The organism is Bradyrhizobium arachidis, assembly GCF_015291705.1.
GTDB classification, from domain to species: domain Bacteria; phylum Pseudomonadota; class Alphaproteobacteria; order Rhizobiales; family Xanthobacteraceae; genus Bradyrhizobium; species Bradyrhizobium arachidis.
Genome location: NZ_CP030050.1, coordinates 1,538,791 through 1,554,273 on the forward strand (window position 1 = coordinate 1,538,791; position 15,483 = coordinate 1,554,273).

17 protein-coding genes are annotated in these 15,483 nt (G+C 65.1%); 8 read left to right on the forward strand and 9 right to left on the reverse strand.

Annotated features, from left to right (window positions below; translation table 11 throughout):
- Positions 1-428 precede the first annotated feature (428 nt).
- The 7 genes from WN72_RS07530 to WN72_RS07555 all read left to right on the forward strand — a co-directional run bounded on the left by WN72_RS07530 (position 429) and on the right by WN72_RS07555 (position 5,218).
- Positions 429-1,379 (forward strand): sulfonate ABC transporter substrate-binding protein, encoded by a 951-nt coding sequence (locus WN72_RS07530; protein ID WP_027560946.1) that lies wholly within the window; start codon positions 429-431, stop codon positions 1,377-1,379.
- A 2-nt stretch (positions 1,380-1,381) separates the two neighbouring features.
- A complete protein-coding gene (locus WN72_RS47460) occupies positions 1,382-1,504 on the forward strand; it encodes a hypothetical protein (RefSeq protein ID WP_265442147.1) in 123 nt (40 codons plus the stop codon).
- Positions 1,505-1,514: 10 nt separating this feature from the next.
- A complete protein-coding gene (ssuD, locus tag WN72_RS07535) occupies positions 1,515-2,678 on the forward strand; it encodes an FMNH2-dependent alkanesulfonate monooxygenase (RefSeq protein WP_027560945.1) in 1,164 nt (387 codons plus the stop codon).
- Positions 2,675-3,481: an aliphatic sulfonate ABC transporter permease SsuC gene (gene ssuC / locus WN72_RS07540; RefSeq protein ID WP_092216799.1), complete on the forward strand. Its 807-nt coding sequence runs from the start codon at positions 2,675-2,677 to the stop codon at positions 3,479-3,481. Before ssuD ends, ssuC begins: the two co-directional genes overlap by 4 nt.
- A gap of 20 nt (positions 3,482-3,501) precedes the next feature.
- Positions 3,502-4,350: an ATP-binding cassette domain-containing protein gene (locus WN72_RS07545; protein ID WP_092216798.1), complete on the forward strand. Its 849-nt coding sequence runs from the start codon at positions 3,502-3,504 to the stop codon at positions 4,348-4,350.
- A gap of 33 nt (positions 4,351-4,383) precedes the next feature.
- Positions 4,384-4,965, forward strand: coding sequence for a flavin reductase family protein (locus tag WN72_RS07550; RefSeq protein WP_092216797.1), 582 nt, complete (start codon positions 4,384-4,386; stop codon positions 4,963-4,965).
- A 97-nt stretch (positions 4,966-5,062) separates the two neighbouring features.
- The gene (locus WN72_RS07555; RefSeq protein WP_027560941.1) at positions 5,063-5,218 is read left to right on the forward strand and encodes a hypothetical protein; all 156 of its coding nucleotides are present in this window, start codon (positions 5,063-5,065) and stop codon (positions 5,216-5,218) included.
- 239 nt (positions 5,219-5,457) lie between these two features.
- On the opposite strand, the gene WN72_RS07560 is transcribed toward WN72_RS07555, so the two are convergent.
- Both WN72_RS07560 and WN72_RS07565 read right to left on the reverse strand, forming a co-directional pair.
- Positions 5,458-6,606 carry a M20 family metallopeptidase gene (locus WN72_RS07560; RefSeq protein WP_092216796.1) on the reverse strand — a complete coding sequence of 383 codons (1,149 nt, stop codon included), beginning with the start codon at positions 6,604-6,606 and terminating at the stop codon, positions 5,458-5,460.
- 110 nt (positions 6,607-6,716) lie between these two features.
- On the reverse strand, positions 6,717-7,922 hold the full coding sequence (locus WN72_RS07565) for a vanadium-dependent haloperoxidase (protein ID WP_244553782.1): 1,206 nt from the start codon (positions 7,920-7,922) through the stop codon (positions 6,717-6,719).
- A gap of 389 nt (positions 7,923-8,311) precedes the next feature.
- Between WN72_RS07565 and WN72_RS07570 the strand changes: the two genes are divergently transcribed.
- Positions 8,312-8,644 carry a GYD domain-containing protein gene (locus tag WN72_RS07570; RefSeq protein WP_092216794.1) on the forward strand — a complete coding sequence of 111 codons (333 nt, stop codon included), beginning with the start codon at positions 8,312-8,314 and terminating at the stop codon, positions 8,642-8,644.
- A gap of 125 nt (positions 8,645-8,769) precedes the next feature.
- Here WN72_RS07570 and flbD read toward each other — a convergent pair whose 3' ends face one another.
- From flbD to WN72_RS07605, 7 genes are all read right to left on the reverse strand, one after another.
- Positions 8,770-10,152: a sigma-54-dependent transcriptional regulator FlbD gene (flbD, locus tag WN72_RS07575; protein WP_027560937.1), complete on the reverse strand. Its 1,383-nt coding sequence runs from the start codon at positions 10,150-10,152 to the stop codon at positions 8,770-8,772.
- A gap of 39 nt (positions 10,153-10,191) precedes the next feature.
- The gene (fliN, locus tag WN72_RS07580; RefSeq protein WP_027560936.1) at positions 10,192-10,542 is read right to left on the reverse strand and encodes a flagellar motor switch protein FliN; all 351 of its coding nucleotides are present in this window, start codon (positions 10,540-10,542) and stop codon (positions 10,192-10,194) included.
- 3 nt (positions 10,543-10,545) lie between these two features.
- Positions 10,546-11,169: a FliH/SctL family protein gene (locus WN72_RS07585; protein ID WP_027560935.1), complete on the reverse strand. Its 624-nt coding sequence runs from the start codon at positions 11,167-11,169 to the stop codon at positions 10,546-10,548.
- Complete coding sequence (gene fliG, locus WN72_RS07590) at positions 11,169-12,257, reverse strand: flagellar motor switch protein FliG (protein ID WP_027560934.1); 1,089 nt, start codon at positions 12,255-12,257, stop codon at positions 11,169-11,171. The genes WN72_RS07585 and fliG overlap by 1 nt, the downstream gene beginning before the upstream one ends.
- Before the next feature lie 29 nt (positions 12,258-12,286).
- Positions 12,287-13,903 (reverse strand): flagellar basal-body MS-ring/collar protein FliF, encoded by a 1,617-nt coding sequence (fliF, locus tag WN72_RS07595; protein ID WP_027560933.1) that lies wholly within the window; start codon positions 13,901-13,903, stop codon positions 12,287-12,289.
- 192 nt (positions 13,904-14,095) lie between these two features.
- Positions 14,096-14,371 carry a CtrA inhibitor SciP gene (gene sciP / locus WN72_RS07600; RefSeq protein ID WP_002714638.1) on the reverse strand — a complete coding sequence of 92 codons (276 nt, stop codon included), beginning with the start codon at positions 14,369-14,371 and terminating at the stop codon, positions 14,096-14,098.
- Positions 14,372-14,775: 404 nt separating this feature from the next.
- The gene (locus WN72_RS07605) at positions 14,776-15,483 is read right to left on the reverse strand and encodes a flagellar hook assembly protein FlgD (protein WP_027560932.1); all 708 of its coding nucleotides are present in this window, start codon (positions 15,481-15,483) and stop codon (positions 14,776-14,778) included.

Here is a 15,483-nt window from a genome sequence, read left to right on the forward strand (position 1 = left end):
CGCCACGGCGTACTGGATTCCCCGCCTTCGCGGGGAATGACAGCAGAGGGGGGGAGGGAGCTTCGCGCTCCTCAGCCCTCAGTCCGCGACGATGGCATTATGCCCCTGTTTTGCCCGACGTGTCAAACGGCGTTCGGATAATCAGCAATTCATCGATTTCGTACGCCCCCGGCTACTGTGCATGGGGTTGTTTTCGCGTTTTTGTTCCGATCGCACAAGCGTCGGACAAAAATCCGCGCCGCTCTCACATTCGTGTGCGGAAAAATTCCGTTTGCATCATCGCAGGCGATTGAAAGATTAATCATGCCTGCCGCCACGCGCGCAGTGTGCGCATCGCTATTTTTCCCGATGTCTCGACAGCTCCGCTGACCCACACCATCATTCCCGCATCGCAATGAACGACGGCCGCACCCGGCCGGGAGTGATGAATGCAGCGTCGTGACTTTCTCAAGCTTTCCGTCGGAACGGCCGCCGCCGCTGCGTTCGCATCGCCCGTAATCGCGCAAGGCGCGGTGAAGGAAATTCGTATCGGCTACCAGAAGAACGGCGTGCTGGTCATCACGCGCCAGCAGGCCGCGCTGGAAAAACATTTTTCCCCGCAAGGCATCGAGGTGAAGTGGGTCGAGTTCTCCTCGGGCCCGCCGATGATGGAGGCGATGAATGTCGGCAGCGTCGATTACGGCGCGGTCGGCGATTCCCCGCCAGTGTTCGCGCAGGCCGCGGGCGCAGCGATTGTCTATGCCGCCGGCCAGCCCATCACCAACGGGCAGGGCATCCTGGTGCCCAAGGACTCGCCGATCCGCATCATCACGGAGTTGAAGGGCAGGCGCGTCGGCTTCACCAAGGGCTCGAGCGCCCACAATATCGTGGTGCAGACGCTGGAGAAGGCGGGCCTCACCTATGCCGACATCACTCCGGTCTACCTGACGCCGCCCGATGCAGGCCCGGCCTTCGCCAATGGCAGCATCGAGGCCTGGGCGATCTGGGATCCGTATTTTGCGATCGGCGAGACCAAGCAGAACGGCCGCATCCTGATCAATGCGCGTGAGGTCACCAAGACCAACTCCTTCTACATCGCCAACCGCGACTTCGCGAAAAACCACGGCGCGATCCTGCAACAGATCGTCGACGTCACCACCGCGACCGCCAAATGGGCCGAGCAGCACCGCGACGAGGTCGCCAAATCGCTCGCCGCCGTGACCGGCATTCCGCTGGATATCCAGACCATCGCGGCCAACCGCTCGTCCTTCGTGGTCGGCCCCGTCACCGACGACATCGTTACGACCCAGCAGGGCGTCGCCGACCGCTTCCACAAGCTCGGCCTGATCCCGAAGCCGATCGTGATCCGCGACATCGTCTGGCGCAACCCGGCAGCCTGATCGTGCCGACCACTCTTCCCACGCACAAGGGTTTGAACATGAGGCGTATCATCCAGCGTCTGATCGCGGCCGTCATGCTGTCGATCGGCATCGTCGCCGCCGCGGTCGGCACGTCCTACGGCTAGAGGCAGAGCCATGAGCCAATCCAACGCCAACATCCTCTGGTTCCTGCCGACCCACGGCGACGGCCGCTATCTCGGCACCGGCATCGGTGGCCGCGAAGTCAATTTCAACTATCTGCGCCAGATCGCGCAGGCCGCCGATCAGCTCGGCTATTACGGCGTGCTCTTGCCGACGGGGCGCTCCTGCGAGGATTCCTGGATCGTCGCCTCCAGCGTCGCGCCGTTCACCGAACGGCTGCGCTATCTCGTCGCCGTTCGCCCCGGCCTGCAATCGCCGAGCGTCGCCGCGCGCATGACCGCGACGCTCGACCGCGTCACGGGCGGCCGGCTGCTCGTCAACGTCGTCACGGGCGGCGATCCCGTTGAGAACAAGGGCGACGGCATCTTCCTCGCCCATGACGAGCGCTACGAGGTCACCCGCGAGTTCCTCAACGTCTATAGCGACCTGCTCGCCGGCAAGACCGTCAATGTCGAGGGCAAGCACATCCGCATCGAGGACGGCAAGCTGCTGTTTCCTCCGGAGCAGTCGCCGCGCCCGCCGCTTTATTTCGGCGGCTCGTCGGACGCCGGCATCGACGTCGCGGTCGACACCGTCGACAAATATCTCACCTGGGGCGAGCCGCCGGCGCTCGTCGCCGACAAGATCGCGAAGGTGAGGGAGGTCGCGAGCGCACGCGGCCGAAAGCTCTCTTTCGGCATCCGCCTTCATGTGATTGTTCGCGAGACCAATGACGAGGCCTGGCGAGCTGCCGACGAGCTGATCAAGCATGTCAGCGACGACACCATCGCCAAGGCGCAGAAGAACTTTGCCCGCATGGACTCCGTTGGCCAGCAGCGCATGGCGCAGCTGCATGGCGGCCAGCGCGACAAGCTCGAGATCGCCCCGAATCTGTGGGCCGGCGTTGGCCTCGTGCGCGGCGGCGCCGGCACGGCGCTGGTCGGCGACGCCAAGGCCGTCGCCGCCCGCATCAAGGAGTATCAGGATCTCGGCATCGATACCTTCATCATGTCGGGCTACCCGCACCTCGAGGAAGCCTATCGCTTCGCCGAGCTGGTGTTCCCGCTGCTCTCGCTGGAGCAGCCGACCAACGTCGCCAAGCTGCACTTCAACGGCGGTCCCTTCGGCGAGACCGTCGGCAGCGACTTCCGTCCGCAGCACAGGGTGTCGCAGTCATGAGCCTGATCGCCAGCGTTTCACTTCCGCGCGGCTTCCGCCTGCCGCGCGTCGACGGCCTCATCCAGTGGATCGTGCCACTCGCCATCGTCGCGATCTGGCAGGTCGCGAGCGTCACCGGCTTCGTGCCGACGCGCGTGCTGCCGGCGCCCAGCGACGTCGTGCTCGCCGGCTGGAAGCTGCTGCTTTCCGGCGAGCTCGGCCGCAACATCTGGGTGTCGTTCTGGCGCGCCTCGATCGGCTTTCTGATCGGCGGCGGCATCGGCTTCGCCTTCGGCCTTGCCAACGGCCTGTCGCAGCTCTCGGCCAAGCTCACCGACACCACGCTGCAGATGGTGCGCAACGTGCCGCATCTGGCGCTGATTCCGCTCGTCATCCTCTGGTTCGGCATCGACGAGAGCGCAAAACTGTTCCTGGTGGCGCTGGGCGTGTTCTTCCCGATCTACCTCAACACGCTGCACGGCATCCGCACCGTCGATCCGCAGCTGATCGAGATGGGCCGCATCTACGGCATGACCGACGGCGAATTGTTCCGCCGCGTCATCTTCCCGGGCGCGCTGCCCTCGATCTTCGTCGGCATCCGCTTCGCGCTCGGCATCATGTGGTTGACCCTCATCGTCGCCGAGACCATCGCGGCCTCCTCGGGCCTTGGCTACATGGCGATGCAGGCGCGCGAGTTCATGCTGATCGACGTCGTCGTGCTCTCGATCCTGATCTACGCCCTGCTCGGCAAGCTCGCCGACAGCGCCTCCCGCGTGCTGGAGCGCCTCACGCTCTCCTGGCACCCCGCCTATTGGAAACGTTGAGCAGAAATACTGGGAATCACATGCAGACAGCGCTTCGTACCTCCCTTCCCGAAACCGAGCTCGCCAGCCGCGCCAATTTCGCCCCTCACGCCCGCGTGGTGCGCGAGGAGCGGCAAGAAGAACGCCGAGTGCAGAGCAGCGGCCTGCCGCTCAGCATCCGCGGCTTGCGCAAATCCTTCGGCGACAACGAGGTGCTGCGCGGGATCGACCTGCACATCCCTGCCGGTCAGTTCGTCGCCATCGTGGGCAAGAGCGGTTGCGGCAAGAGCACGCTGCTGCGTCTCATCGCCGGCCTCGAAAAGATCGATGCCGGCAGCGTGAGCTTTGGCCAGGATGTTCAGGCGGAAGACATCCGCGTGATGTTCCAGGAGCCGCGGCTGTTGCCCTGGGCGCGCGTGCTCGCCAATGTCGAGGTCGGTCTCGGCCGCGACCGCGTTTCCGCCGATGCGCATGCGCGCGTCGAGAAAGCCCTGGGCGAGGTCGGTCTTGCCGACAAGCGCGATCAGTGGCCCTCGGTGCTGTCGGGCGGCCAGAAGCAGCGCGTCGCGCTCGCTCGCGCGCTGGTGTCGCGCCCGCGCGTGCTCGCCTTTGACGAGCCGCTCGGCGCGCTGGACGCGCTGACACGGATCTCGATGCAGCGCCTCCTGGAGCGCGTCTGGCGCGACCAGGGCTTTACCGCGATCCTGGTGACCCACGACGTCTCTGAGGCCGTCGCGCTCGCCGACCGAGTGCTGGTGATCGAGGAGGGTCGCATCGCCCATGACGTCACGGTTAACGCCGTCCGGCCGCGCGAACGCGGCTCGGTCGAGCTCGCGGGCCTCGAAGGCTCGATCCTGAGCCACCTGTTGTCAGCGGACGATCGTACCTAAATAAAGAGGAACCCCCGCTTCGGGGAGCAAGCCATGAATGTAGTGCCCCGCGACCTCATGACCGAAATTCCCGTCTCGCCCGCCGATTTCCGCGGCGCCATGCGCCATCTCACCGGCGGCGTCAGCATCATCACCGCCGGGCGGGGCAAGGACATCACCGGCATGACGGTTACATCCGTAACCTCGCTGTCGGTCGAGCCGCCGACGCTGCTGGTCAGCATCAACCGCGATGCGTCCTCGTTCCCGCTGATCAAGCGTCACGGCGCCTTCGGCGTGAGCATCCTCAATGCCGACCAGCTCGACGTCGCCGAGCGCTTTGCCGGCAAGGGCGGGCTGAAGGGCGCCGATCGCTTTGCCGGCAGCCACTGGGTGACAGCGGTCTCCGGCGTTCCGCTGCTGGTCGGCGCCTTGTCGGTGTTCGACTGCGAGGTCGAGGAGATTCTCGAGCGCCATTCGCACGGCATCGTCATCGGCCGCGTCAGCGACGTCAGGAACTCGACCCGCAACGCCGCGCTGGCCTATTGGCATGGCCAGTATGTGGCGGTCGACCAGGACGAGGATGCGGCGAGGCTCGCCGATGTCAGCGTTCCCGCGCGGAGCCGGCGCGGCATTTGATCGCCGTCAGTCTCAGGCCGTACGGGCTGGTCTTTTCCTCATCATCGCTCTAGAAGCGCCCCGAGCCGTCCCGCCGGGACGGCAATGGAGCGGAACGATGAAGCGCGTCGCGACCTTCGCCTTCTACGCCATCGGCGCGCTCGCGATCGCCTATCTCGCGCTCTATGCCTATGCGACGTTCCGCGGCCAGCCGATCATTCCCGGCGACCCCATCCACATCTTCCGCAAGCCGGACGCGCCGAGTTATTCGTGAGGTCTTTCCTCGTCATGGCCGGGCTTGACCCGGCCATCCACGTGCATCGGCGCTTTCGGAAAGACGTGGATGCCCGGGTCAGGCCCGGGCATGACGACGGAGTGTGCGGCGGCTAGCCTCTCAAGATCGCCAGTCTCGTAGTGTGGGCAAAGGCGCACTTGCGCCGTGCCCACCACCTCTCTGCTGCCGCGAAAGGTTCGTGGGCACGCTTCGCTTTGCCCACCCTACGGCACCTTCCTTCACCCCCGCAAAATCGCCAGCGCCAGCGCCTGCGCGCGCGGCACGATGCTGTCGATCTCGAGATATTCCTCCGGCGTGTGCGCGAGGCCGCCGACCGGCCCGAGGCCGCAGATGGTCGGCGTGCCCACCGCCGCGGTGAAGCCGGAATCGGCGCAGCCGCCGGAAAACTCGCCCTGCAGCGTGGTGAGGCCCGCTTGCCTTGCGGCGGCCTGATAGCTCTCGAACAGCGCCTTCGAGTCCGCGCTCTGCACCACCGGCACGAACTCGCCCTTGACCGTCAGCGTCGCGCTGGTGCCCGGCACGTAAGATGTGGCAACGATCGTCTCGATCGCGCCCATGATCCGCGCGCGATCGGCGGGATCGACATAGCGCAAATCGATCTGCCCCTCGGCATAAGGCGCCGTGGTGTTAACGGACTGGCCGCCCGAGACCAGGCCGACATTGAGCGTGATGCCCTTGTCGAGATCGGTCAGCGCATGGATGTGAATGATCTTCTGCGCGAGCTCGCCGATGGCGCTGACGCCGGCGGCAAAGTTGGCGCCGGAATGCGCGGCCTTGCCGGTGATGGCCATGTGCATGAAGATGCCGCCCTTGCGCCCCGTCACGACGTTGCCGGTCGGCCGCCCCGGCTCGGAATTGAACACGGCACGCGCCGCGCGTCCCTCGCGCTCGATCACCGGGCGGGAGGAGGGCGAGCCGATCTCCTCGTCCGAGGTGATCAGCACCTTGATCGGATGCGGCGCGCCGCCGAATTTGTGGAAGGCGGTGGCCACGAACACGTTCATGACGAGGCCGGACTTCATGTCGGAAACGCCCGGCCCATAGGCGCGGCCGTCCTTGATCGTGAACGGACGCCGCCCGGCCTCGCCCTTGCCGAACACGGTGTCGCGATGGCCCATCAACAGCACCGGCTTCTCGTTGCTGCCGGGCTTTGCGACCTCGGCATGAATGGCATCGCCGAAGGTGGCATCGCTCTCACGCCGGCAGGGAATGCCGTGCTCGGCAAAGTGCCGCTCGAACCGCGCGCCGACCGCATCGACGCCTGCCTTGTCATAGGATCCGGAATCGATGTTCACGACATCGCGCAGCAGGTCGATCATGGCCTGCTTCTGCGACGCCAGCCAGTCCGTGATTTGAGCTTGAGACATTGTCATCCTCGCGTGGTTCTCACGCGAGGTTATAGAGCCTTGCCCAGGCGTGACCTAGTCGCCGGATGCGGTGCGGCCATGTGTTCGGCGCTTTGAAAAAGGCAGCCGGCTTAGCGGCTCGGCTGCGCCATTGCCTCTACGCCGCGAAGCTGCGTCGCGACGGTCAACGCGCCGATCTTTCGGCCCATGTCCTTGCCGACCTCGGTCGAGAAGCGGTAGTGAAAGCCGGCCCAGATGCGCGCGTTGGCGACTTCGTCGCTATAGTCCTGGAGCCGCGACCATTTGCGTGTGACGCCGGGTGCCGTGGGGCTGGTCAGCGAGAACTCGCCAAAATCTCCAACGACCGTTTGCAGCACGGTCGAAATCGCGGCCGAGACGATGCAGTGCGCGCAGGGATATTCCGGATGCATCGGCGTGTCCCCGAGCGGCAGCCAGGACGGATCGCGAGGCGTTGCGGCATTCGCCGTCAGATCGGCATTACGTATGGCCGTGATCGGTCGCCAGAAATTGTAGGTGTACTTGGCGTCGAACACGGCAACGATGGCATCGTTGCCGGTCATCGATGTCAGGGCGAACAGGCGGGCGCAGTCGACGAGATCCATGCCCTTGGCCATCGCAGCCTGCCTCACGATGGGGTTGTAGGTGCGGGCACCAACAAAGAACCAGAAGCGGCCGATCGTCGTTTGCTCAGACGTCCGGGTCGGGCTGCCTCGGCTGCCGACCTCGCGGATTTCGTTGACGTCCTTGGTCCAAACCTCTGAATCGAGCGCGGGCGGGGGGCCGGGGCGGAACTGCGATCCCGACGTCATGACCCAAGGCGTCGTCGCACCCGTGGTCGAGAAGAGCGGGACCACGGTTGGAACATAGGCGCCCGCCGTGGTCAGGGGCCGGTAAGTTTCCACGGCGTTGCTGCCGTCCTTGGCACGAAGCTCGATGATCTGCAACGCAGCCTCTTTCCCAAGCGCGATGCCGGCGGTCTTGGACTCGCTCTCGGCAATCGGCGTCAGCGCATTCGTCAGCGTCGCATCCAGATCCGGCTTGAGGTCTGGATAGATCGACAGCAGCACATCGTGAGCGGCAACTGCCGCTGCGGCTTCCCGCGACGTCGAGCGGTCGGCGGACAACGAGAGCTTGTAGGGCGCGTAGCGGTGGTCGATCGCATTGATCGCCTCGAACATGGCGACGTGCATCATGGACAGGGCACGGCTGTGGGGCGCCGGAGGAATTTGCTTCTCCGCGGCGATCGCGTCGGCCTTTGCGTTCCAATCCATGATCACGTCAGCGCGCGCAAGCGTCACCGAGGCGGCGAGCAACATTGGGATCATCGATAGGCGGGAGATCGTCCACGAAGAATATTCCATGGCTTTCCCTTTCGGGTTGAACCACCTTTGAGAAGGCGGACGCGGTCTGTGGCCGACATCAGCTCACTCCAAAACTCTATCGATCCTGGTGCGTATCGATAGTGAACTACTTCACTCGCGGCGACACGATAGTCGCGCCCCCAAATGGGTAGGCTTGGCTTACCGTTCGCGCCGTATCGCGGAGTTGGTTATAGTTGACACAAGCTGCCAGTTGGACGTGCCGAGGTCCGCAGCTCTATTTCAAGGCAGCTCGCGTGCTGTCGGCAGGCCGTGCCTTGCTCTCGCTCGGAGAGCTCTTTCCAAGACTACAGATGTTGTCGCTCTAACTTCGACGGAGAGAAAACATGCCGCTGTTCATCTCATACGTCTCGTACTCAAATGCCGGCATCAAGGGATTGGTCGACAAACCGTCCGATCGTAGCGCGGTCATCGGACCGATTATCGAAAAAGCCGGCGGAAAGCTCCAGGGAGCGTTCATGACAACAGGCGCACATGACGCGCTCATCGTTGCGGAGTTCCCCGATGGAGCCGACGCTGTCGCCCTCGGAATGGCGGCCGCGGCGAGCGGCGCCATCGCCAAGATCGAAACCGTACGCGCCTGGAAGATGGGTGAATTCAAGAGCGTCGCGGAAAAGGCCGCGAAGCTTGCAAGCGTCTACGTTCCGCCTGGCAAGTAGCCTCTTGTGAGCGTGACGCCGCCATGAGGCGAGGCACTCGGTGGCGGTGGCTGGGCTCGTCCCGGCCACTCGCACGCTTCATGCGAATGCCCGGGCGGGCTTGACGAGATCGATGAGCTGTTTGCTCACCCCATGGCCGGCATGCGCGGATACTCGCCCGGCGTGCCCGCGGGCGGGATCGGGATGCCGCCGTCGGCGTATTCGTTCAGCTTGTTGCGCAGCGTGCGGATCGAGATGCCGAGGATGTTGGCGGCATGGGTCCGGTTGCCGAGGCAGTGCTTCAGCGTCTCCAGGATCAGGTCGCGCTCGACGTCGGCGACAGTGCGTCCCACCAGCGCGCGCGTCACCTGCTCGGCGGCCATGGTCGCGTGCGCCACGGCGGGTGCGGTCTTGGCAAGGTCGAGACGGTCGCCGTCCGGGGTGATGATGGCGTCCGGGCCGATCTCGTCGCCCTGCGCCATCAGCACCGCGCGGTGCATGGTGTTTTCGAGTTCGCGAACGTTGCCCTGCCAGCGGTTGGTGGAGAGCACGCGGCGCGCCTCCGCCGAGATCGGGCGCATCGGCACGCCGTTGGCCTCGGCATATTTCTTCACGAAATGCTGGGCGAGCTCCATGATGTCGGCGGGACGCTCGCGCAGCGGCGGGATCTTCAGGTTCACAACGTTGAGGCGGAACAGCAGGTCCTCGCGGAAGGTGCCTTCGCGCACGGCTTCCGCCAGATTGCGGTTCGAGGTCGCGATGATGCGGATGTCCACCGGCACCGGCTTGGTGCCGCCGACACGGTCGATCACGCGCTCCTGAATGGCGCGCAGGAGCTTCGATTGCAGGCGGACGTCCATCTCCGAGATTTCGTCCAGCAGCAGCGTGCCGCCGGTCGCTTCCTCGAACTTGCCGATGCGGCGGGCGACCGCGCCGGTGAAGGCGCCTTTCTCGTGGCCGAACAGCTCGGACTCCAGCAGGTGCTCGGGAATGGCGGCGCAGTTGATCGAGATGAACGGGCGCTTGGCGCGGGCCGAGCGGGTGTGGACGTAGCGGGCCAGCACTTCCTTGCCGGTGCCGGACTCGCCGGTGATCATCACCGAAGCGTCGGAGCCTGCGATCTGCTGGGCCAGCTTGATCACGCGCGCCATGGCGTCGTCGCGATAGACCAGCTCGCGGGAGTCGTTGGCGACGGCGGCCAGCACCGCGGCGATCAGCTCGGGGTCCGGCGGCAGCGGGATGTATTCCTTGGCGCCAGCGTGGATCGCGGCGACCGCGGCGCGGGCATCGTTGGTGATGCCGCAGGCGACGATCGGGGCGTGGATGTGCTCGGCTTCCAGCCGCATCACGAGGTCGCGGATGTCGAGGGCGACATCGACCAGCAGGAGGTCGGCGCCCTTGCCGCCGCGTAGCACGCGCATCGCCTGCTCGTGATCCTCGGCATGGGTCACGGTGGCGCCGTTCTCCATCGCGATCTTGGTGGCGGTGGTGAGCTGGCCCTTCAATGTGCCAACGATGAGAAGCCGCATGTCAGTCTCCTGTCGGTCTGGTCGCGCTGTTGCGCGTTATCACGTGCGTTCGGTCTTGATGATTTCGGTCATGGTCACGCCGAGCTTGTCCTCGACCAGGACGACCTCGCCGCGGGCGACCAGCTTGTTGTTGACGTAGATGTCGATGGCCTCACCGACGCGGCGGTCGAGCTCCAGCACGGTGCCGGGTCCGAGCTTGAGCAGCTCGCCGACATCCATCTTGGAACGGCCGAGCACGGCCGAGACCTGCACCGGCACGTCGAACACGGCCTCGAGGTCGGCGGCGGCGCGCGCCGCATATTCGTCCTCGTTGTAGCCGACATCCGCGTTGGTCGGCGGCAGCGGACCGTTGAGATCGGGCAGCGGGACCTGTCCGTCGGTGTCGCTCATGGCTTAGCTCCCCCTCCGGGACGCGATATAGCGTCCGACCATTTCGTCGATCTTGGCCGCGATGGCGCCGCGCTCCAGCACGACACCGCCATCGGCCCATTCGATCCGGCAGTCGCCGGTTGCGATTTCAGGCTCGGCCAGGATCACCAGCCGGCCCTCGAAGCCGCTCTGCTTGGCGAGCCGCTCGATCTTCTCGCGCGCGGCGTCGTAGAGCGCATCGTTGATGCGGACGACCAGATGCGGCGTCGCGACCAGGTGCGCGAAGCAGTCCTTGACCAGCGCCATGATCTCGCCGAGCGGCTCGGCAGCGACGAGGTCGGCGCACAGCTTGCGCGCCACCGCGATCGCAACCTCGACCGCCTCGGTCTCCATCCTGGTTTCGATGTTGCCGATGCCGGCGGCGACGCCGCGGATACCGATGTTGATCTCTTCCATGGCTAGCGCGACGCGGCGGTCGCTCTCGGCCTTGGCCTCGCGCTGGCCGGCGGCAAAGCCGTCCTGATAGGCGCGCGCCTCGGCTTCGGCGACCTTCTGGGCGATCTCGGCCGCGGTCGCGGCCTTCTCGCGCGGCGAGCGCTCGGGCGCCGCGAAGTCGGTATCGAACAGGAATTTTGCCGGAGCGGCCATCAGTACACCAGCTCGTCGTCGGCGCGGTTCTTGGTCAGCATGATCTCACCCTTGGCGGCGAGGTCCTTGGCGAGGTTGACCAGCAGCGCCTGGGCCTCGTCGACGTCGCGCAGGCGCACCGGGCCCATCGCCGCCATGTCGTCCTGCAGCATCTTGGCCGCGCGCGAGGACATGTTGCCGAAGAAGAAGTTGCGAACGTCCTCGTTGGCGCTCTTGAGCGCGACGCCGAGCTTGTCCTTGTCGACGTTGCGCATCAACGTCTGGGCCGAGCCGGAATCCAGCTTCACGAGATCGTCGAAGGTGAACATCAGCGCCTTGATGCGCTCGGCGGACTCGCGGTTGTCTTCTTCCAGCGAGGTGATGAAGCGGGTCTCGGTCTGGCGGTCGAAATTGTTGAAGATCTCCGCCATCACCTCGTGGGCGTCGCGGCGGCGGGTCTGCGACAGGTTCGACATGAACTCGGTGCGCAGCGTCTTCTCCACGCTCTCGATCACCTCCTTCTGCACCGCTTCCATCTTCAGCATGCGGTTGACGACGTCGAGCGCGAGCTCCTCGGGCAGGATGCCGAGCACACGGGCGGCGTGCTCCGACTTCAGTTTGGAGAGCACCACGGCGATGGTCTGCGGATATTCGTTCTTGAGATAGTTGGCGAGCACCTCTTCCTGCACGTTGGAGAGCTTCTCCCACATGTTGCGGCCGGCAGGGCCGCGGATCTCGTCCATGATGCCGTTGACGCGCTCCGGCGGCAGATATTGCTGCAGCAGGCGCTCGGTGGCGTCGAAATTGCCCATCAGCGCGCCCGAGGCCGACATGCGCGAGACGAATTCGAGCAGCATGTCCTCGACGGTGTCGACCTCGACGGTGCCGAGCGTCGACATTTCCAGCGAGAGCTGGCGCACCTCGTCGTCGTCGAGCAGGCCCCAGATCTTGCCACCATACTGCTCGCCGAGTGCAAGCATCAGGATCGCGGCGCGTCGCGGCCCGGTCAGTGCTTCGACCTTGCCCGCACGATTGCCGGCGCGCTGACCGAGCGTGGAGATCACGCTGGTGATGTCGTTCGAGTTGGCGTTTTGCAGTGAGGCGGCCATGTCAGATCACTTCTTGATTCACTTGGCAGTTACTTGGCTGGCTCGGTGAGCCACTGGCGGATGATGGCGACGGTTTCGTTGGGGTTGCGCTCGGCGAGCTCGCCGACGCGGTGAACGGACTGGGCGTGGACCTGGCCCTGAATGGTGGCGACGTCGATCGCGCTCGCGGCACCGCCCGGTAGAAGCGGCTGGCCGCCTGCGGCAGGTGCGGCCTCGTCGCTCCCGGCCGGGCCTGCGAGGACGCCGGAGATGGCGGCGGCGACCTCGTCGGACGCCAGGATGCGCTTGACCAGCGGGCGGATCACCATGAACAGCACGACGAGGCCGAGCAGCATCATCACGCCGAGCTCGACGAAGTACATGACGTCGTCCTTGGTGAACTGGAGCATGCCGAGGAAGCCGGAGGGCTCGCCGATCGGGGCGGTGGAGGGCGCATCCGCAAAGCGCAGGTTGACGACCTCGACCTGGTCGCCGCGCTTCTGGTCGAAGCCGATCGCCGAGCGCACCAGCGCGGCGATGCGGTCGAGCTGCTCCTTGGTGCGGTCCTGATAGGCGAGGTCGCCCTTCTCGTTCTTGGAATAGATACCGTCGACCAGCACCGCGACCGAGATGCGGTTGACCCGGCCGGCTTCGGTCACCTCGGTTTTGGTGGTGCGGGAGATCTCGTAATTGTTGGTCTCTTCGGTCTTCTTGCTCTGGTCCTTGGCCGCGACGCCGTTGTTCTGCTGGTTGCCGGGCAGCTCGTTGTTGACGGTGACCTGGCCGTTGTTGTCGGCGGTGAGGCTGCTCTCTTCCCGGGTCTGGCTGGAGCGCAGCACGCGGCCCTCGGGGTCGAATTTGTCCGAGGTCTGGGTCACCTTGTTGAAGTCGAAGTCGGCGGAGAGCTGGACGCGGGCGCGGCCCGAGCCGACCACGGAGGAGACGATGTCCTCGACCTGCTTGCGCATCCGCTTCTCGAAAGCGATGCGGCGCTCGTCGCCGACCGCCTGCTCCGGATCGGTCGCGGCGCCGTCGGCGAGCAGCTGGCCGGCCTCGTCGACGATCGAGACCCGCTGCGGCTTCAGCCCGTTGACGGCGGAGGCGACGAGATGGCGGATGGCGCGGATCTGCTGCGCCTCCAGCGAGCCGCGGACGCGGACCACGATCGAGGCCGACGGCTCCGGCGCCTCGCGCGAGAACAGCGGGCGCTCGGGCAGCACGAGGTGGACGCGGGCGGCCTGGATACGGTCGATGGCGCGGATGGTGCGGGCGAGCTCGCCTTCGAGCGCGCGCAGATGATTGATGTTCTGGACGAAGGAGGTGGTGCCGAGCGCGTCCGACTTGTCGAACACCTCGTAGCCGACGCCGCCGCCCTTGGGCAGACCGCCCTCGGCGAGCTTCATGCGCAGCCGCGTGACCTTGTCCTTGGGCACCATGATGATGCTGCCCTCATTGCGCAGCTCGAACTGGATGCCCTGGCGTTCGAGGTCCTTGATGATGCTGGAAGAATCTTCGACGCTGAGATCGGTGAACAGCGTCGTCATCTGCGGCGTGGTGACGCGCATGATGACGAATGCGAAGAAGCCGATGAGCGCGGCGGTGACCGCGATCATCGCCCCGAACCGGGCGGCGCCGATACTTTTTAAGAAGTCCGCAAGACCTTGCAAGCAACCGCCCCGACAGCTTCGACCCGCATTCCAAGAGCGGCCGACTGGGCAATTATTGCCTAGGTGATGGTTTCGATATGGTTAACGAAGGTTAAGAGGTCGGACAAAAGTAGTGCCAGAAGCAAACATGAAAAAAATCGGCCTCGCGGAGCGAGGCCGATTTTGTTCAAAAGCTGCAATTTTCCGGATCGCTTACTGGCGATATTGCTGTATGCGGGTGGTGCGAAGACCCGCCAGACCGTGCTGGTCGATGGAAAACTGCCAGGAGAGGAATTCGTCGACCGTCAGGGTATAACGGCTGCAGGCCTCCTCGAGGGAGAGAAGTCCGCCACGCACAGCGGCGACGACTTCGGCCTTGCGGCGGATGACCCAGCGTTTGGTGCCGGGCGCGGGCAGGTCTGCGATCGTCAGCGGACTGCCGTCCGGCCCGATGACGTATTTTACCCTCGGGCGATGGGGTTCTGTCATGGCGTACTCACAAACTCTCAACCACTGAACTCACGCGGTAACCTTACGCCCGGCGGCTTAAAAATCCGCTAAGCCTAAGGCTTCAATACAATTCTCGTTGAATCTTGCGGGAACGCGGCCGGCCCGGGGGGCCGAAAACGCGGTTTCGGCGGGCCGGGCGGGGCAGAAGGTAAATACTTTACTAACAAACAGAGGCCTGAGCGCGGTGCCGCAAGCCTCTCAACCGTCGTCCAGGGGCGCGCGAAGCGCGAGCCAGGGACCCATAACCCCAAGGAGTAGTTTAGCGAAGACCCGGGGTTACGACCTCATGCGAGAACGATTTCCTGGGGTTATGGATCCCCGCCCCGTGCGCAATTGCGCACTAGGCGGGGATGACATCTCGTGTTTGGCGCGCGTAGTGCGCCTCAATTGCTGCTGGTCGCGATGATGCTCTTCACCTGGCTCAGCGTGTAGCTGGCGCCGTCGATCGTCAGCAGCGGCGGCGACTGGGTCAGGTCGACGGAGGACACCACGCCCTGCACCTGCGCGGCGATGCCGACATTGTTGTTCGCGACGTCCTTGCCCGTGGCCGAGATCGTGTACTTGCCGTCGGGCCATTGCGTGCCGTCATTGCCCTGGCCGTTCCAGGTGAAGGGAATGTCGGTGCCGGCAGAGGCAGTGTATTTGCCGGTGAACACGGTCTGGCCGCTGGCATTGGCGACGGTGATGTCGACGGTGGAGTCGGTCGGCACGTTGAGATGCCAGGTCGCCGACGATTTCGTCATGGTCGCGGTCGAGCCGTCGACCAGGGCCGTCTTGCCGACGAAGCCGAGTGCCTGGGTCGCCTGCGTGGTCTGCTGCAACGTGACGAGCTGCGACAGCGAATCGTTGGTCTTGAGCTGCTGCTCGACGCCGGCGAACTGCACCAGCTGCTGGGTGAACTGGTTGGTGTCGAGCGGATCGAGCGGGTTCTGGTTCTGCAGCTGCGTCGTCAGCAGCGTCAGGAACGTCTGGAAGTTGCCGGCGAGCGTCGAGCCCGTGCTCGAGCTCAGCGACGAGTTCGATGAGGATTTCGGGACGTCCGTCGTGCCGGAGACGGGCGTAGGCGCGGTGGTGGCATTCGTGGTGGTCAT